Raw genomic sequence first — 19,465 nt, forward strand, 5'->3', positions numbered from 1 at the left:
TAAATGGAATATTTAAAAACAGCCTCTTGCTAAATTGTGCAAGAGGCTATTTTTAGGGCAATGCTCATTATACCTTGTTTTATTCAGGCATAACATAGAGCATGTATATTAACTAGCTTTTTGCATCTAATACTTTAGCAATCCTCCCTTCTAAATCCATTAAATGATATTTACTTATAGTTTCTGAAGTTTTTGGTATTGCCATCTTAATATCGCTACGTAGTTTTTTTAGTTCAATTTTCACTAATGACGACAAATCAGTTTCAAGAGTCTCCGGATTAGACGTTCTTACAATATCCAATAAGGCACCAACATAGCTTTTCTGCATGTTCCTTCTGTAATTATCCATTTTTACATTGGACATTTTCAGATCTTTCCAGATACTGTTATGCACTGCATTAATATGTTCTGTTACCGTATAGTTACCAGGACCGAAACGTGTATAATTAGCCATAATCTGATGTAACAAGGCTGCATCCAATAAGGTGTTTAAAGTTCTTATCTGCATATCTTGTACAAAGTTCGCTCCAGTTACGTTCTTTTTAGGATCATAACCCGGATCCATATCCCGATCCTGAATCTTTGAATTCATCAACCAGAATGGAGTTGTAAACAACTCTTTATCAAAAAACTGTATAGCTTCCTGTTGCAATTTCCTTGGTGTGGCTGTATAAACCGGCAACTTCTCATCTTCACTTCTGAATGTTCTGTAAAACCCACCAATATTACTTAAGACATGGTTTAGATACCTGTAGTATTGTCCTAACAATTCACTATGAGTCCTGGCCATATTTCCGTATAATCCACCTTTCTCATAAGTCCAGCTTTTCAGGTTCGGTAAAATACGTTTCAAATTTTTAATCCCATAAATACTTGCTTTCATGGAATTATCGCCTAAATCTTCTCTTTGATTTCTCGGATCTCCTGCTCTGGTTTCACCATCTCCAAACCATAAACGAGAATTTTTACTGGTGCGATCAACAATCCATTGATTTACAATCTTTTTATCCTCATCAGCATTTTTAGCATGACTGCTTTTATACCCCCATTCTATTGCCCATGTATCATACTCACCGATTTTTGGAAATAAATATTGTTGAGGAATATTGTCTTCAGGTTGAGCTACATAGTTAAAGCGTGCATAATCCATAATACTTGCAGTATGACCATGCTTTTTTAAATAACTTAAACTCCTTAAGCTATCTACTGGTGTCTGACTACTTGAACCAAAGTTATGACGCAAACCTAAGGTATGTCCAACTTCATGACTAGAAACAAAACGCATTAACTGGCCCATCAATACGTCATCAAACTTGCCCTTTCTGGCAGTCGGATCAGTTGCTCCTGCCTGAATGATATACCAACGATTCAATATATCCATGATATTATGATACCATCCAATTCTTGTTTGTATAATTTCACCGCTACGTGGATCCGCAACATGAGGACCATATGCATTAGCTATTTCTGAAGGAAAGTAATGAAGAATAGAATGTCTGGCATCATCCATATGCATATCTGGGTCATTTACTGGCCACTCCTTACCTAAGATTGCATTTTTAAAACCTGCTTTTTCAAAAGCAATCTGCCAATCATTTATTCCTTCAATTAAAAATGGCACCCATTGTTTTGGAGTAGCAGGGTCGATATATATGACTATAGGTTTTTTAGGTTCTACCAATTGTCCCTTTTTCCACTTTTCAACATCAACATCCTTAGGTTCTAAACGCCAGCGAACAATAAACTGTCTAACTTCTGCACGATGCTGATCATCAGCAAAAGCATTATATTGTTGAGCAAAATATCCTACTCTCCTATCATAATACCTTCTTTGCATTGGAGATTTAGGGAGCATAATAAATGAAGTATTCGTTTCTAAAGAAACGGGTTCATTACCTGTGCTTCCAGGAGCTGGTTTACTATTGAAATTTTTACTTATAGTAATCTCAACATTTATCGGATGAACCCGGATAGATTCAACAACAACGTTTTTCATTAACATAGTTGTTACTGCTTTATCTAGTCCAGAACCTGGCTGAACGCTATTTATAAAATTTACTTCAGTCAAAAACTTCGAAACATCTATCACATAACTGCTCGAATCTTTCGAATAAGCAACAATTGGAAACGTAGCCGCCATTGGATTCACATTTGACCTTAATACTGCACCATTAATCACACTACCGGAATCTGCTTCACTAATAATTAAATTATAACGGACTCTTATTGACGAATCAGCTCCTTTTTCAAATTGAATCATTTTCTCATCCAATTGCTCCCCGGCAAACATTCCTATTCCACCTGGTGCTTTTGATAAGCGGTTAATCACCATAATATCTCTTTTTAATAAAGTGTCTGAGATTTCAAAATAGATAGTATCTCTATAGCTATGAACGCCAAACAAGCCTTTCTGACTTTTAAAATTTTTATTGATTACCGTTTCATAAGGTTTTATCTTTTTATTGGGGTTAATTTTGAGTCCTGGCACCTTTTTTTTTGTTGTATCAGCCACAACGTTTTTAGCAGAACGTTTACTTTTTTTATTTTGAGCTACAACAGCAAATGTGCAGCTTAATAAAAAAGCAATAATTAAATATCTATTCAGTTTCATTATGATTTATTTTATTTTTTTGTTTAGAAATTACCAGCTTTACTATTTATTCTCTTACTATTTATACCTGGTAAATCATTTAATAAAGCTGTGAAACGCTGTGCACGCAAAGCAGATGCAGCATTCCATACCAATACTACAGGTACAGAAAACTGTTGCCCATTTTCCAAAAGATATTCTTCACGAGTACTACTCCCTGATTGATTACTTCTCAGATCGAGGATCATCCCTTTATTTTGTTTTCTTGACCAATCAGCTAAATAACCTGATGCAAGTGGTTTAAACATTCTGACCATTGCGAAAACTGATTCATCGGCTTCTGAATCAGTTAATGCAATACTATAGTAATCTCCATAATTACCATAGCTATCTAAATTAATAAGATCTACTTCGGAGATCATTCCGCAGGAACTATAACTTTTACCGTTCAATGCTTTAGATTGCTGAAATTGAGCATCATAAAATCTAGGCATTTTTTTTCTTTCCGCTCCCGGTGCACCTCCCGAGAGATCATCGAGGCAGGAAGTCAACATCATGCTTAAGGAAATCAAGGCAATACCCTTCCATCCCTTGTTTAATAAATAAGGTTTCATTGTTGATTTGTTTTATATGTTATTGTTTAATATCCTGGATTTTGTATAAGCTTAGGATTATTCTTTATATCTTCTTTAGGAATTGGGAACACCAATTTATCTTTCGTAATTGCACTTTTTTCTGGAATAGCAGATAACACGGCTAATGCCTTCCCCGTTCTTTTCAAATCAAAAAAACGATGGCCCCATTCTGCAAAAAGTTCAACTCGTCTTTCTTGTGCTATGGCATTTATTAGTGCATCCTGGTCCGCCGCAGTAGTTTTATCTAAGCCCGCACGCAATCGTATTTTATCAATATCTTCTGCAGCTAAGCTGATTTCATTGCGCATAGCTCTTGCTTCTGCTCTAATTAAATATACCTCCGCTAAACGCAATACAGTATAACTACCAGGACTGGCTGCCGGATCCTCCGGATTCTTATACTTATAAGCGAAGTATATCTTTTTGCCATTATAAGGTGGAATATTTGCAGTTGGATTGTAACTGGCCCAGACTTCCTTCCTTTTATCACCATTTTCGAATGCATTAGCCAAATTATCATTCATATAGTTTAGAGGAATGAGCGCTGGTGAGTTTTCTACAAAAACATCCGGATCTGTAAAATAATCCTGAACTTCAATTGGGAGTAGCTGTAGTGGAAATAGCGGACTCAGGTATTTTACTTCATGAAATTCAACTATATTAGTGATCACACTCAGCTGAAAAATAGCTTCATTACTGTTTGTAGTAAACGTTTTTTCTAAAGTCCCCAAAGTATTCGGCCCTTTTGAAATGACCTCATTGGCATAAAATTCAGCCTTTTCCCAGTTTTCAACATATAAGTAAGCTCTGGCCAGTAAGGTTTCAATAGCCTGTTTATTTGCTCTGGTTTTTATTGTCGGGTTTTGTGAAGTTCCCTCTTTATGTAAAAGAAGTGCGTCCTCTAAATCAGCTATAATTCTTTCATAAACCTCAGCTTTCGGTGCTCTTTTCAGATTCATGTTATTGAGGTGATTGCTACCTATTGGCAAAGGAATATCCCCAAAAAAATTTGTAAGATAAAAGAAGCAAAATGCCCTGACAAACTTTGCCGAGGCTTTTAAGTCATTACGTTTTGCTTGTGTCAGCGTTGCAGAAGTAGAAGCAGCTTCACCATCTAAAATTGCATTTGCCGTATATACAGTTTTATATGTAGGTATCCATAAAATACTTTCTGACAAGGAATTTTCGGCTAACATTTTATGTTTAAATATATCATTCGCTTCAACAAAACCTACAGCGTCATCAGGTACCAACTCATCAGCTGCCAAACCAGCATATAGTGTTGCTCCACCATTTGTTAAGGCAAACCCAGTATTCTGACCTATGGTCATTTGTGCATACATCCCGGCGATGGTCTGATCTGCTTTATCGTCTGTAAGAAAAAGTTTAGCAGTTGTTGTTGTATCTATTGGTTCATCAATATCTACCAATTTACTACAACCAGCAGATAAAAAAGAACCTAAAAACGCTACATATATTATATTTTTATAACTTAATTTCATCATTTGTATCATTATAAGTTAGAAAGAACAATTTAAACCCATAGTTATGACTCTTGAAATCGGAACCCCACCGAAAATCTGTGTTTCAGGATCCAATCCCTGATAATTAGTAATCACAAATAGATTTTGAGCAGTTACATTAAGTGATAGTGAACTTATTCCTATAGATTTAAGTACGTTACCGTGAATAGCATAACTAAACTGTGCAGCACTAAGACGTAAAAAGTCGGCTCTGGAATACTCTCCGTCAGACAGCGAATACTGACCATTTGAAAGTTTATTTTGTGTAGTAAACTTAGAGAAAACCGCATTGTCTCCAGGATTACGCCAGGTATTTTCGTACTTATATAAACTGATATTACCATTATTAAAATCATTCACATATTTCCCAAGTTGCTTAACGTAATTAAAATTCAGACTCAAGCCGAAATTTTTATATCTGAAACTATGCGACATTCCTCCGGTAAGCTCAGGGGAAGTATTTATTTCAACAAACCGATCATCAGCTCCGGTTCCAGCTGGAACAGAAACATCAGTGTTAATCTTTCCATCGCCATTATAATCAAGAAAAGTGTATTCTCCCGTTTGTGGGTCTAAACCAGTATACTTAAAAGTATAAATATTGTTTAATGAACTTCCAATCCTGTAATGCACATAGTATGGTGAGTCTTCAATATTAGGATAACCTACCAATATATTTTTATTCTTACTCAGATTCAAACCCATATTCCATGAAATATTTTTAGTCTGAACCAACTTTGCAGAGAAATTTAACTCAACACCACTATTGCGCACTTGTGCTGGCGAATTAAGTGTTACAGATGAAAATCCTGTAAAATTTGCTATCGGAAAATTCGTCAGCTGATTATCGGTATAATTGCTATAATAAGTAACGCCTAAATTAATTGCATCCTTAAAGAAAGCCAGTTCTAAAGCTAAATCTAACATTTCATTTTGTTGCCAATGAAAATCTTCATTCGGTTGAATTTGTGGTAAAAGCGGAGCAACACCATCATATAGATCCATTTCACTGCCATTCGATTTTCTAGCCCATTGAGATATATATTGATAGTCACCCACACCATCAGACCCCGTTACACCGTAACTCGCTCTTAATTTGGCAAAGCTGATCACTTTTGGTAATTTTTTTCTTAACCATGATTCTTCTGTTGCAATCCATGCAGCACCGACTGATCCAAAATTACCGAAACGGTTAGCTGGACCAAAGCGACTGCTGCCATCACGTCTGCCATTTAAATTTAAAATATACTTGTTTTCCCAATTGTAATTTAACCGGGCAAAAACTCCTAAGTACCTATATAATCTTTGCAGCTCAGTAATCCGAAAAACCTTTGCATTATTTACACTTTCCATTTGATCATCAGACACATATCCTTCAGAACTAATATTCAATCCTTTTGTTGAGTTATCCTGATAAGTTCCTCCAAGTAAAGCTGAGAATCTACCTTTACCAATAATCGCCTTGTACTCCAATTGAGGTTCTACAATAAGGTTATTAATCCTGCTTATACTGTTCACGGCGCTAGGTATTGCCTGAGGATTCAATGTCATGTTCACTGCACTAAGTGGACTTCTGGAATTAAAGTCTGAAATAGAATTATTATACCCGGCATTTAATTTAATCGATAAATTATCTGTCACATTAAAATTGATATTCAAACTGGTATTCAAAAAGTTTGAATTTACTTTAGTTGATTTTTCAAAAGCTGCAAAATCGTTCATATTAGTTTGCCAGGCATCGAAATTCAAATTTCCACTATCATTAAATACAGCAGGTGAATTGGGGGCCAAAAATGCTATACTCGGTGTGATTGACATTGCATTGTTTTCTGTTGCCGAATAGTTCGCAGAAAAATCTATTGATAAACGCTGATTTAAAGCTCGATGACTAATGTTTGATCCTGCAGAAATTCTTTGATTTACACCACTGATCTGCGAAACATCTGTTGTACGATTTATAGCAGAACTTAATCTGAAAGTGGTTTGAGCATCTCCTCCAGACAAACTTGCATCAAAATTAGTCCATTTACCTTTATTACCCCAGGCATATTCCTGCCAATCTGTATACCGGTTTTGATCATATACCATAAGTTCTTTAGCATTGTTAACAGTAGGCGTAATACCATCATTTTTAAACGCAGCTCGTCTATAGTCTAAATATTGCGCTGTATTAGTCATTTCCCAACGATCAGCTACCACCTTTACTCCCTGCTTAGCATTTACGCTAAAAGTGGATTTACCAGGCTTCCCTTTTTTAGTGGTAATCAGGATCACTCCATTACCTGCCCTACTTCCGTAAATGGCTGTTGCATCAGCATCCTTTAACACCTCGATAGACTCTATCTCGTTAGGATTTAAACTATATAATGGATTTATTCCCGTTTGATGGCTACCATTAAACAGATCAAAACCACTAGAAATAGATGTTTGCCTGTTTGTCGAAATTCCATTAGTTTTTCCTAATACTGTTAAAGGCACTCCGTCTATCACATATAAAGGTTCAGAACCAAAATTAGAATTGATAGATTTTCTGCCCCTGATTTCTACCTTTTGCATGTCAGAATCACTGCCAGAGATCTGCTTAATCTCCAAACCTGCTACAGCGCCTTGTAAAGCCATTATCGGATTCGCAATTAACTGCTTTTCTATATCAGCAGCAGTAACCCTGCTAATATTACCCGTAGCCAATCGCTGGGTTGTCTTTCCGTATCCCTGTACCATTACTGCATCCAAAGAATTGGTTGATTCTTTTAATGTAATCAGAAAAGTTCTTTCTCTCCCTACCACAACAGTTTGAGGAACATAACCTATATAACTAAAAACTAATGAATCTGTCGGTAACACCTCGGAAATGAAAAAATAGCCTTTATTATTGCTATAAACAGCTTTCTTTGTACGTTTTACCATTACGGTAGCTCCAATTAAAGGAATGCTGTTTTTGTCGTAAACAAATCCGCCGACCTTATTTTCAACAAACTGATCCGTAATTCTTTGTTTCAATTCTTCAACAAATGACCTCTCTTTAATCAGAATGGTATTTTCTTCAATAGTATAAGAAAGATTGGTACCGGTTAAACATTGTTTAAGTGCCTCATCAATACTGGCGTTCTTAAGAGTAAGATTTAAACTACCTGACTTTTGAATCAGCTTTGCATCAAACAAAGCATCATATCCGCTTTGCTGACGAATAAGTTTTAAAGCTTTTTCCAAAGTAATATTAGCTTGGTTGATGTTTATTTTTTGGCCAAAGCTGCTGGCACTAACCTGTAACATTGTGGTGAATGCTATTAGGAAAACAAGTTTTATGCGCATAATAATTATTCGCTTTAAATGTGGATCAGGCCATTTTGAAAATAAATTGCCCCTATCCTTGAGCTTCTCCAAATGGCCATGTATACCACAGGAGAAATTGTCACAAAATTTCATAAATTTGAATTGTTGGGTTATCGGTTTAGTTGTTCGCATAAATAAGTAAGCAGGGATGATCCATCAATCAGGAGTGTTCGTAGCACTCCTGAATTATTTAGAATCCCTGTGTAAAAAGTAGAGTTACTTCATCACAGTAATCCTCCTTCCATCTATTTTAATTTTAATATCTGCTATTGGTTCTATAATTTTAATCACTGCGGAAATATTTTTAGCACGTGATACCCATCCGCCTAATTTTATAGATTCCGGATCAACACCTTGAAAAACTACATCTACATCATACCATCGTGCTACTTTTCTCATTACACTAGCTAAATCCTCATCCTTAAAAATGAAATCCCCGTTTTTCCAGGCCATCACTGTTTCCGTATCAGCATCAGACATAATTAAAGTCTCATTTTTCAGATTTAGGATAGATTGTTGACCTGGTTTTAACAATAGTTCATGCCCTTTGGCATTTGATTTTACTAATCCTTCCAACAAGGTAGTAACCTGCGTTTTTTCATCAGGATAAGCATTGATATTAAAGTGGGTACCCAATACTTCTACGGACTGACTTCCTGTTCGCACAATAAAAGGTTTATTTTTATTTTTTACAACTTCAAAATAAGCCTCACCAACTAAAACAACCTCCCTATTAACTCCCTTAAGTGTGCTTGAATATTTTAAAGTTGATGCTGCGTTCAACCAAACCTTAGTACCATCTGGAAGACGGACCTGATACTGACCTCCTTTCGGCGTTTCAATACTGTTCATGTGATCAGCATTCCCATCATTTCCAGTAATCTTATAAATTAATTGCCCGTCCTCAGTTTTCGTAATCTGAACACCTTCCTCTAAATTCTGTGCTCCATTTTTCAATGTATCTAAAAGAATAACTTTTCCATTGGCTAAAACTAAGCGTGCTTTGTTAGATCCGGGGCCAATTAAATCTGCTGCTAACTCTTGCTCTTTCTTATAATTGTTTTGGTCATAGAAATAAAAACCTATTCCTAAGCAAACAAAAATAGTAGCAGCAATTGCTACTATTTTACGAATGATTTTAAACCGATGTATTTTTGTCTCCTTAATTGGAGGGCTGAAAGTTAAAACGGCATTGAGTATTTTATCTTCTTGTAATATAGTAAGCGGACTTTTATTAGGCTCAAACTCTTCATAGTATTGATCTATGAATTGTTCTAACTGCAAATTAAAATGACCTGAATTGATGAGCTCCATTAATTCGGCAACTTCATCCCCACTCGCTTTACGATTAAAATGTTGTTCAAATAAATAGCTAAATCTTTGATCCTGCATAAATTCGGTGCAAATGCTTATTAAAAATTGAATGCATTTATATTAAAGAGTTAAAAATTGAAAAAGAGGGGTAATGAAATTAAAATATTTTTATTTAAAGATCATAAAGTTGGTTAAAACCAGAACAACGCCAAGATCAATACGTCCACTAACATCCTTTTTAATAAACTGAACAGCTAACTGAATGTGTTTTTTCACTGTCTCTGGAGATAAATTCAAGGTTTTTGCAATTTCATCATGTTTTAATCTTTCGTAGCGACTCATTTTATAAATCTTCTGCTGTTGCCCCGGTAATTTTTCAACAGCCAGTTGAATCAGATTCCGGTATTCATCAATAGGATTATCCAAATCTTCTAACTCTAATTCATTTAAAATGTCCTTTTCAAATGCAGCATGAGCAACAGTTTTAGTCGCCAGCTTTTTAAGCGACAACAAAGCTGCATTTCTACAAAGAATATACAGGTAACCACTAAAGTTGTTAATACTGTTTAATGTATCTCTTCTTAGCCAGATCTTAATGAACGAATCCTGAATTATTTCTTCCGTATCATCAATGGAGTTGGTTATCTTAAATACAAACTCAGCAAGGGGTTTTGAATACCAACGAAATAATATAGCAAATGCCTGTTCATCTCCTTCCGCCACTTTTGTTAAAATATACGTTTCATTTTCCAAGGGTCTGACTGCCATAGTTTATTGCCGATTCAGTTGCAATATCAAAAGTCAATATTAAAAACAACTTTCACAATTATTTAATATGGAATGCCAAAAAAATTAACGATTTCCTGATATGACTATGAGAGTTCTTAAACACGAAAAGCCCTGGATTTCTCCAGGGCCTTCGAACCTTTAATCAATTTGATTACTTATTTTTTAATAATGTTGTTACCACAACACTTCTACGTCCCGCTGGAGTAATTACTACACTCTTTACTACTCTTTCTTCACCTACAGGAATATTTATAGTTAATGGCTTACTATATAGGTTATCCATTTCGTATGGAGTGTATCCATTGATCGTATAATAGATTTTAGCTCCTTTAACCGGCGACTTATAATTCAAAGTATACTGATTGGAGACAATTGTTGTATCCTTTGCCCCTATTGGTTCTGGAACTCTGTAAATCGTTCCCTTACGATCCAGATCTTCCAAATGATGCGGCAATCTATTTTCGGAAAAATCCTTCCAATTTTTTTTAACCAATGGTGTCCATGCAATTTCAGATAGGGCAAATAATTTCGGCAATGTCATGTATAAAACCTTTTCAGGTGTACTCATATATTCCGTCCATACATTTCCCTGTACACCCCAAATATATTTATGCTGTGATGCATCCAATTCTTTCGGTGTGGGATCATAAGCATAAATTTTCTCTATTGGATGATATCCTCCAATAGTTATCGGCTCTTCTTTTGATTTACTTGGTGTGTAATCTAAATATAAATGAGAGTAAGGGCTCATAATTACTTTATGATTTTGTTGGGCTGCAGCAATACCACCTTTAGTTCCTCTCCAACTCATTACCGTTGCATTTGGCGCCAGGCCTCCTTCTAAAATTTCATCCCAGCCAATAATTTGCCTACCTTTTTTATTCAGGTATTTTTCTATTCTTTGGATGAAATAAGATTGCAATTCATGTTCATCTTTCAGCTTTTCGTCTTTTATTCTCTTTTGACAAAACTCACAGGTTTTCCACTTTGCCTTGGGGCTCTCATCTCCGCCTATGTGAATATATTTAGAAGGAAATAGCGTCATCACCTCATCTAACACATCTTGTATAAAATTAAAGGTATTGTCCTTTCCTGCACAGTAAATATCTTCAAACACCCCCCATTTCTGGGCAACTTTGTACGGACCAGGATTGTGTCCACATCCTAATTCAGGATAAGCCGTAAGCGCGCCTAATGAATGTCCCGGCATTTCTATTTCGGGTATGACAGTAATATATTTAGCGGTAGCATAAGCTACCACATCCTTAACTTCTTCCTGAGTATAAAATCCACCATACCTGGTTTCATCAAATAGTAGTGGTGCTTTACGCAGGTGACCAATCAGGGTCTGATCTCTGTAACTTCCAACACTAGTTAATTTAGGGTATTTTTTAATCTCAATACGCCAGCCCTGATCTTCAGTTAAATGCCAATGAAAGGTATTTAGCTTATACTTAGCCAGCAGGTCTATATAGTTTTTAATAAATGCTACAGGAAACATATATCTCCCAACATCTAATAATGCTCCTCTATAAGCATATCTCGGATAATCTTCTATTTCTAAATAAGGTATATCTTGTGTTGAACCAAGAGCTACCAGTTGCGATAAAGTTTGTAAACCATAGAACAATCCCTTTTCTGTATTCGCTTTAATCGCAATTCCAGATTTACTTACGGATAACTGATAACCTTCCTCCGGTAATTTAATTTTCTTATCTAAAATAAGTGCAAGTTTCTGACCGACTTTAGCGGTAGAATTAGATTTATTTGGTTTCGAATTCACAACTCCTTCTGCAAAAGTTACAAGCTGAGTCGGAGATTTAACAAAACCATTTACACTAACTTTTATGTTTTTAAGAGACAGACTCCCTTGATGCTTTATCAGCTTTACTGGAGCGGGAATAATGTTTATCGAAGAATCTTGTTGCTGAGCAAATCCACTCAACCAGATAAATGATAAAGCAAAAATACTTAATATTTTATATGTCATTTTTAACATTATTTATAGGTAATTTTCCTGATTAAATGATTTGAAGCTTCTGCTACATAAATCCCCCCTTGAGCATCAACAGCTACATCATAAGGATTATTAAATGTGGCTATTGTACCTACTCCATCTATTTTTCCAACCGTTCCCGTACCTGCTATTGTAATAATATTTGCAGCATCATAACTACCATCAGCAGCTGGAGTAATCATACGTATTCTGGCATTTGATGCATCGGCAAAAATGATATTGCCCTTTTTATCAACTGTCAATCCGAAAACATCTCCTAACTGTGCAGTTAAAGGTTTACCTGGTGTACCATCAGTATATCCCTTTATTCCTGTACCAGCAATAGTACTAATCACTCCTTCGGGGGTAATTTTCTTAATTTTATAATTAGCAAAATCAGACACAAACAAGTTTCCATCTTTATCCATTGCTAATGCAACTGGCTTATTCAAAATTGCAGGCGTTCCATCTCCAGCAAAAGTACTGACCACTCCCATAGTGCTCACTTTCCTAACCCTATTATTTTCACGATCGGCAACATACACATTACCAGAAGGGTCAACAGCGATTCCCATCGGATTTGTAAAATTACCTGGGGTTCCTTCTGCATAACCTCTTGTACCATTTCCTGCAATAGTACTCACTACACCAGCAGGTGTAACTTTTCTAATTCGATCATTGTCTTTATCTGCAACAATAATATTTCCCTGTCCATCAAGAGCACATTGCCACGGAAATTTAAACTGTCCCGGAGAGCCGTCTGCAAAAGCTGCTGTTCCATTACCGGCAAGTGTAGTAACAACCCCTGCAGGTGTAATTCTTCTAATGCTGTGGTTCGTTCTATCGCATACAATGATGTTTCCAAAATTGTCTATTGCAATTCCGCCCGGGTTTGTAAATTTAGCACCAGTACCAACTCCGTTTACAAATCCGGAAGTACTACCGGCAAAAGTGCTTACCACGTATTCGTAAGTTCTTTCCATATAATTAAATACAGGTCCCTTGCTGGTATGTCCATTTACAGTGACCTTTATCTCACCTGTACCTGCATCTTTTGGAACAATTATTTTTAACAAATTGTCGGCAGCTTCTAACACGACAGCTTCTACACCATTAATTGTTACTTTATTTTCTGCTATTGAACCACTAAAACGGCGGCCACTAATGGTTACTATTGTTTCTTCCGATCCTCTATCAGGCTGTATACTTACAATAGCAGGCTCTGGCGGAGCCCAAAGATCATGCTCCTTTTCTCCTTTGCAGCTCAGAATAAAACTGGCCACAAATAATAATATGATAATCCTTTTCATTTTATATCTTTTAAAATCAAACACCTTATACAAAATTGTTATAGACTTTTTGAAACTACCAACCATGCATTCGACACCTCTCTTTGCGTCCCATCAGAAGGTGAGTTTCGAACTTCCATAGAAGTTGATGCAGGGTTTCTGATCATAAATGTAGAAGAACCACCTCCATCAAGATTCAGTGCATCTTTCACATCAAAAGCTTTCATCATGGTCGACATCTCTGCATAAGTAAGTCCGTTAGAATATGCAGGGTTTCTTCCATCAGCAACAATTATATAAACGAATCCATCGGCTGTATACCCAATTGCAGTACGTGGGTCTATATTAAGTATACTTTGCGTAATCACTTTACCATCTTTCAGGAATACAATTCCACCGCCAGTAGCCTGCTTAATTTGTGGACTTATGGTACTATAATCACTCTTATATCCGATGTATGGTTTCCCATCATTTAAGATCGCAAAGAAGCTCAATCCCTGCTGTGGAACCGAAGTATTATCACTAAAAGTATTTTTAATCACCTGCGAGTTTTTATGTAAAATTCCGACCGGAATAAGTGTAGTTGTATTATAGAAATCACCATTTATCCCTGCAACAATTTTATGCCCGGCGGCATCTACTCCCTTTGCCATATTTAAAACAGTTTGTTTACTAAATTCTGGTTTATTAAAAGGAGTTCCCACTTCCATGCTCAGGTTGGGATTGTTTAAGTCTATCTTCAGAATAAATAATTGCATAGCCTTACCCTCTTTATTGGCATAACGTATATCTGTTTCTTCTACACCAGGCGTAACTACAAAAGTAACATCAGTAATTACGGTAGAGATCAAAGTCTTGGTCTCTACTAACTTTTTAGTCAGCGATGTATAATTCCCCAGGTCCGGATCTGGCACCTCTATGGGTGGGGTAACAGGTTTCTTTTCTACAGGAATTTCACTCTTGCCACAACTGGTTATAAAAACCAGAAATAGGATCCAGCTAACTTGTTTTAAAACTTTAATTCTAAACTTTTTCATATATATCTTATTAATAACACTATCTCAGATTTGGATTAAGATCTAACTGTGCCAATGGGATTAGCCACCAGTAATTTTTTGCCGCATTAAAGGTCCTTCTTAAAATAGGTAGACCAGTACTATTATAGATCAGTCCGTTCATTACTATTTCTGCGGTCCTCCATCTTCTGATATCATTATAATACATCCCTTCACAGGCAAACTCAATTCTTCTTTCTTTTCTTATGATTTCCCTCATCTGATCCTTAGTTCTACCAGTAGGGATTGCAGACATGCCAGCCCTTTGACGAACCTTATTTACAGCACTGTAAATATTTGTCGTATTCATATCATCACCAGGAGCTGCAAGAGCTTCATTCATGGCTTCAGCATACATTAACAATACATCGGCATAACGAATAATCATATAGTTGGTTTCAGAGCGTCCTTCATTCAGAATATTACTATTCGCTTCTGTATCATAAATACTATATTTTTTCACTCCATATCCTGTATTTTTAAAAGGAGAAGAATGGGTGGTAACTGCTCCCATATAAGTATCCCCTGGAAATACAAGAGTTTGATACATCCTAGGGTCTCTGTTAGCATATGGCTGCGCAGGGTTATAAGTAAATCCTGGTTGCATTTCATAAGCATCAATTAAATCTTGTAATGGTGCATTATCATTCCACTGACGATTTTCTACGTCAAAAGAACTTCCTTGCTCCGGAGCTTTAAACTGCACATCAAAAACACATTCCTTACTATTTTCATTGGCTGGAAGAAATAACTGTCTATAGTTTCCGAATAAATCATATCCTGCTTCAGGTGCCAGATCTATAACTGCTTTACAAGCGTTTGCTGCCAACTGCCATTTTTGAACATCACCTGTCGGATTGTTTACATTTCCGGAATTGTTTAATGGACTTGCTTCAAATACCAGTACCCTTGCTTTTAGCGCTAATGCTGCACCTTTAGTCGCCCTACCTATATTGTTACCCGTATATAAAGGAGGTAAAATAGCTGCAGCTTCATCTAAATCTTTAATGATTTGTTGTACCACCTCTGCTCTTGGAGTACGAGGAAGTTTACTTTGACTTTCAATATCTGGTGGATCTAGAATAAGCGGTACAGCTCCAAAATAAGTGCTCAGCATAGAATAATAAAAAGCTCTTAGAAACTTGGCTTCTGCTTTCATTCTATTTTTAAGTCCAACATCCATAGGGATAGGCTCTATTTTAGCCAATAGATTATTACAACGTCCTATTCCACGATAGCTATCAAACCAACGCGCATTGAAAATAGCCGCATTAGAATTGGTTTGTGTTCCTTGTGCTATTACTCCATACCCCATTCTGTTTGTATAGTTGTACGCATTTGGAGTAGCTGTTTCTTCTAATAAAATAGTGGCTTGTCCACCATCAAACATGCCCTGGTTTTTAAGCACTGCATAACATCCAGATAAGGCTGCATCTGCATTTTTCTCAGATATCCAAAAATTCTCATCCGTATATCGATCCTCTGGTTTTATATCCAGATCATTCGTTGTACATGACGAAAAACCTATTAGCAATACCAGGATATATATATTTAAGTTTATTAAATTTCTCATTTCTTTGTTTTTATAAATTCAAACTACCTGATCTTAAAATGTTGCACTCAAACCAAAGCTGTAGGTTTTTAGCGATGGGTATTCATACATATTATCATTTCCAATATTCTTTTCAGGATCAAACATTTTGTACTTAGAGAAAGTAAATAAGTTTTGCCCGTTCACAAAAACAGTGAGTTTACTCAGTGACAGCTTAGAAATTAAAGCTTTAGGAAATGAATAGTTTAATTGAATATTCTTTAAACGTAAATAAGAAGCATCCTTAAGCCAGAAAGTAGAGTTCTGATAATTTTCCGTAGCACCGGTTGCAGTCGTTAAAATTGGCAAACTTGCATTTGGGTTTTCTGGTGTCCAGGAATCAGTTGCCCATTCTTTAGTTACACCTGCCCCATTATTAAATGGGAAAGCCAGATTTGCTGTAGGGAAAATATTTATGCCTTGTACTCCTTGAAAGAAAGTATTTAAGCTAAAATCCTTATATCCTAAATTTAAGCCGAAGCTATAATTGTATTTAGGAATTGAACTTCCAGTGATGATCCTATCATCTCCATCAATCTTTTTATCATCATTCTGATCTACGTATCTTACGTAACCAGGCTTAACCGCATTACTTAAGGTTACACTGTTATGAACTTCCTCTATCGACTGATAAATACCATCCGAAGCCAGTAAATAATAAGAATCTATAGGATACCCTTCTTTGATGATTCTTCTACCACTGATGATCGTTTCACCATTCAAATCAACCACCTGGTTTTTAACAAAGCTTATTCCAGCAACTACAGAATAGTTAAACTTCCCTATATCATTTCTATGCGTCAAATTAAGCTCGTATCCAGTATTATCAACAACTCCAACATTCATAGTAGGTCCTGTTAGTGCCCCCACCTGAGCTGGAATACCGACAGGTCTTAATATCCCTGAAGTTCTACGTTTGAATAAATCGAAATTACCACCTAATTTTCCGCCCCATAATTCGGCATCTAGACCTATGTTATAAGAAGTCGTTTTTTCCCATGAAATATTAGGATCACCTTGTGAAGTTACAGCAGCTCCGGAAGAGATATTACCATTAAAGTTATAATCCTGATTCAGCGTAACTGTATTCATATAGCTATACAAGCTTACAGTTTGCTGATTACCCAGCTGTCCGACCGATGCCCTTAACTTTAACAGATCGAATTTATTTGTTAATTTCTGTAAAAACGCCTCCTGATCTAAGCGCCATCCTACAGATACTGCAGGGAAAAAACCCCATCTGTTATCTCTGTTGAATCTTGAAGATCCATCATATCTAAAAGTGGCATCTAAAAAATATTTCCCTTTGTAATCATACCCTAAGCGCCCAAAATAGGAAGCAAGAATATCTCTTGAACTACCTCCTAAAACTGTAGGATTTAAAGAACCGGCATTCAAATCTGTTAATGAATTATCAAAATAGCCTTCTATTCTGGCAGTCATCGTTCTTCGATCATAATTCTCATAACTCTGTCCAAGCATAGCAGAAAGATTATGATCTTTAATTTTCTTTCCCCAATCTAAAGTTTGATATACAGTGGTATGAATCAGATGTTCATTATAGCTTTCTGCACTAGCATTGGGTTGCGCATAACTAGGCATCCATGTTAAAGGATTATATGCGACAAGAATAGGTTCAAATTTATGAGAATATCCATCAAGCTTATCAACAGCAAAATTGACATTATATTTTATATCAAATGGTAATTTATATTCAGCAAACACCTTTGCTAATATACGCTCAGGTCTATGAACGTCTGTCCCTTCTTTTAAATACTGGATTAAGTTTTCTGTTCCTGAACGACTTGGTGTTGCCACAGCTAAGTTTGCATAACGTCCATCTGGAAGATAAGTTCCATAAATTGGCAATGCTCTCATCAAACGGTTAAAGTAATAATTAGTTGCATCAGATCCTTGTGCAGGTTCCGTATACCTTCTATAATTCCCTATGATATTAGTACCTACCTTTAGCTTATTTGTAACATTTGCTGTAAGGTTCAAATTCAGTGTATATCTTTTCGCATTATTTGCGTCTATTAAAATCCCATCATGATTGCTGTATCCCAATCCCAAATTATAAATTATGGTATTGTTACCACCAGAAAATCTTAAGTTATGCTGTTGTAAATCCCCATCCTTTAGCACTTCATCAAACCAGTTCACACTAGGATATGCCAATGGGTCATACTGCATTCCAGCTTTATAGTTTTCAATTAAGGCGTCGCTATAATCAATCGCTGTTTTACCTTCATTTCGTAAGGCTTGATTTTTTAATTGCATGTAGCGAATGGCATCCCACTCCACATCCGGCATAGCAGTAGTTTTTTGAATACCTTGTGAAAAATTATAATCTATTTTCATTACACCTTTTGCACCCTGCTTAGTCGTTACTAGAATAACGCCATTGGCTGCCCTTGAACCATAAATAGCAGCAGAAGCATCTTTTAAAACAGTTACGCTTTCTATAAAATCAGGATTTACATCATTCATATTGTACTCTATACCATCAACTAAAACAAGCGGATTACTATTGTTCAGCGTTCCAACGCCCCTGATTCTAATGGTTCCTGCATCCTGACCTGGTTTACCACCTGCCTGATTTACCCATAATCCAGAAACGCCATGTAGCGCCTGACTAACATTGGTATGAGGTTGGTTTTCCCTTTCCGACATATTAAGAATGGAAACTGCACCAGTTATATTGGATTTTTTCTGTGTACCATAGCCAACCACCACCACTTCATTCAATGCTGATTTCTGCTCTACCATAACAACATCTATAGTTTTTAAAGTGCCAACATTTACTTCTTTAGTTTCAAAACCAATAAAAGAAATCACCAAAACCGCATTTTCTTCTATGTCTTTAATCGTAAAACGTCCGTTGACATCCGTTATAGCAGTGGTCTTTGCTCCTTTAACTTTAATAGTAGCCCCAGGAATCGGTCCGCCCTTTTCGTCTGACACTTTTCCCGATACGTCTATTCCCTTAAAAATTGTATTAACCCGGTCTACCTTTTGTTTCTCTTTTACAATAACAGCTTTATCTTCCAGTACATAAGTGAATGGCTGATTTTCAAAACACAGCATCAGCACTTCTTTAAGGTCAGCATTTTGAACATTTATAGAAACTGGATTTGCACGTTTAAGTAAATTCAGATTATAAATAAAATCATAGCCACTCTGCTTCCGAATGTCCTTAATGATTAGATTTAGGGGTACATTTTTCTTATTCAGTGTAATTTTTTGAGCAAAGCTATTTGCACTTACCTGAAATATCATTGTTGTAAGAAGAATTATGATCAATTTCATAATCAACAGTATTTTATATAAAGCATGGCGGTTTCGACCAC

General features: G+C 36.1%; 11 protein-coding genes. All 11 read right to left on the bottom strand.

What is annotated here, in order from left to right:
- Positions 1–112 precede the first annotated feature (112 nt).
- The 11 genes from ABDJ41_RS09000 to ABDJ41_RS09050 all read right to left on the bottom strand — a co-directional run bounded on the left by ABDJ41_RS09000 (position 113) and on the right by ABDJ41_RS09050 (position 19,424).
- The gene (locus ABDJ41_RS09000; RefSeq protein WP_349785612.1) at positions 113–2,611 is read right to left on the bottom strand and encodes a zinc-dependent metalloprotease; all 2,499 of its coding nucleotides are present in this window, start codon (positions 2,609–2,611) and stop codon (positions 113–115) included.
- A gap of 23 nt (positions 2,612–2,634) precedes the next feature.
- Positions 2,635–3,204: a hypothetical protein gene (locus ABDJ41_RS09005; RefSeq protein ID WP_349785613.1), complete on the bottom strand. Its 570-nt coding sequence runs from the start codon at positions 3,202–3,204 to the stop codon at positions 2,635–2,637.
- A gap of 26 nt (positions 3,205–3,230) precedes the next feature.
- Positions 3,231–4,730 carry a RagB/SusD family nutrient uptake outer membrane protein gene (locus ABDJ41_RS09010; RefSeq protein ID WP_349785614.1) on the bottom strand — a complete coding sequence of 500 codons (1,500 nt, stop codon included), beginning with the start codon at positions 4,728–4,730 and terminating at the stop codon, positions 3,231–3,233.
- 15 nt (positions 4,731–4,745) lie between these two features.
- A complete protein-coding gene (locus tag ABDJ41_RS09015; RefSeq protein ID WP_349785616.1) occupies positions 4,746–8,060 on the bottom strand; it encodes a SusC/RagA family TonB-linked outer membrane protein in 3,315 nt (1,104 codons plus the stop codon).
- A gap of 237 nt (positions 8,061–8,297) precedes the next feature.
- On the bottom strand, positions 8,298–9,473 hold the full coding sequence (locus ABDJ41_RS09020; protein WP_349785618.1) for a FecR family protein: 1,176 nt from the start codon (positions 9,471–9,473) through the stop codon (positions 8,298–8,300).
- Positions 9,474–9,563: 90 nt separating this feature from the next.
- Positions 9,564–10,163: an RNA polymerase sigma-70 factor gene (locus ABDJ41_RS09025; RefSeq protein WP_349785620.1), complete on the bottom strand. Its 600-nt coding sequence runs from the start codon at positions 10,161–10,163 to the stop codon at positions 9,564–9,566.
- Positions 10,164–10,335: 172 nt separating this feature from the next.
- Positions 10,336–12,174: a beta-N-acetylhexosaminidase gene (locus tag ABDJ41_RS09030; RefSeq protein ID WP_349785621.1), complete on the bottom strand. Its 1,839-nt coding sequence runs from the start codon at positions 12,172–12,174 to the stop codon at positions 10,336–10,338.
- An 8-nt stretch (positions 12,175–12,182) separates the two neighbouring features.
- Positions 12,183–13,490 carry an IPT/TIG domain-containing protein gene (locus ABDJ41_RS09035; RefSeq protein WP_349785622.1) on the bottom strand — a complete coding sequence of 436 codons (1,308 nt, stop codon included), beginning with the start codon at positions 13,488–13,490 and terminating at the stop codon, positions 12,183–12,185.
- 38 nt (positions 13,491–13,528) lie between these two features.
- Complete coding sequence (locus ABDJ41_RS09040) at positions 13,529–14,506, bottom strand: phosphodiester glycosidase family protein (protein WP_349785623.1); 978 nt, start codon at positions 14,504–14,506, stop codon at positions 13,529–13,531.
- A gap of 19 nt (positions 14,507–14,525) precedes the next feature.
- On the bottom strand, positions 14,526–16,097 hold the full coding sequence (locus tag ABDJ41_RS09045; protein ID WP_349785624.1) for a RagB/SusD family nutrient uptake outer membrane protein: 1,572 nt from the start codon (positions 16,095–16,097) through the stop codon (positions 14,526–14,528).
- Between the two features lie 33 nt (positions 16,098–16,130).
- The gene (locus ABDJ41_RS09050) at positions 16,131–19,424 is read right to left on the bottom strand and encodes a TonB-dependent receptor (RefSeq protein ID WP_349785626.1); all 3,294 of its coding nucleotides are present in this window, start codon (positions 19,422–19,424) and stop codon (positions 16,131–16,133) included.
- Between the last annotated feature and the right edge of the window lie 41 nt (positions 19,425–19,465).

Source organism: Pedobacter sp. ASV1-7 (assembly GCF_040203335.1).
Lineage (GTDB): Bacteria > Bacteroidota > Bacteroidia > Sphingobacteriales > Sphingobacteriaceae > Pedobacter.

What these genes read in the sequence shown, in the direction of transcription:
- ABDJ41_RS09020 (WP_349785618.1), bottom strand. Translation starts at nt 9,473, where the DNA reads ATGCAGGATCAAAGATTTAGCTATTTATTTGAACAACATTTTAATCGT.
- ABDJ41_RS09045 (WP_349785624.1), bottom strand. Translation starts at nt 16,097, where the DNA reads ATGAGAAATTTAATAAACTTAAATATATATATCCTGGTATTGCTAATA.
- ABDJ41_RS09035 (WP_349785622.1), bottom strand. Translation starts at nt 13,490, where the DNA reads ATGAAAAGGATTATCATATTATTATTTGTGGCCAGTTTTATTCTGAGC.
- ABDJ41_RS09040 (WP_349785623.1), bottom strand. Translation starts at nt 14,506, where the DNA reads ATGAAAAAGTTTAGAATTAAAGTTTTAAAACAAGTTAGCTGGATCCTA.
- ABDJ41_RS09050 (WP_349785626.1), bottom strand. Translation starts at nt 19,424, where the DNA reads ATGAAATTGATCATAATTCTTCTTACAACAATGATATTTCAGGTAAGT.
- ABDJ41_RS09030 (WP_349785621.1), bottom strand. Translation starts at nt 12,174, where the DNA reads ATGACATATAAAATATTAAGTATTTTTGCTTTATCATTTATCTGGTTG.
- ABDJ41_RS09015 (WP_349785616.1), bottom strand. Translation starts at nt 8,060, where the DNA reads ATGCGCATAAAACTTGTTTTCCTAATAGCATTCACCACAATGTTACAG.
- ABDJ41_RS09010 (WP_349785614.1), bottom strand. Translation starts at nt 4,730, where the DNA reads ATGATGAAATTAAGTTATAAAAATATAATATATGTAGCGTTTTTAGGT.
- ABDJ41_RS09005 (WP_349785613.1), bottom strand. Translation starts at nt 3,204, where the DNA reads ATGAAACCTTATTTATTAAACAAGGGATGGAAGGGTATTGCCTTGATT.
- ABDJ41_RS09000 (WP_349785612.1), bottom strand. Translation starts at nt 2,611, where the DNA reads ATGAAACTGAATAGATATTTAATTATTGCTTTTTTATTAAGCTGCACA.
- ABDJ41_RS09025 (WP_349785620.1), bottom strand. Translation starts at nt 10,163, where the DNA reads ATGGCAGTCAGACCCTTGGAAAATGAAACGTATATTTTAACAAAAGTG.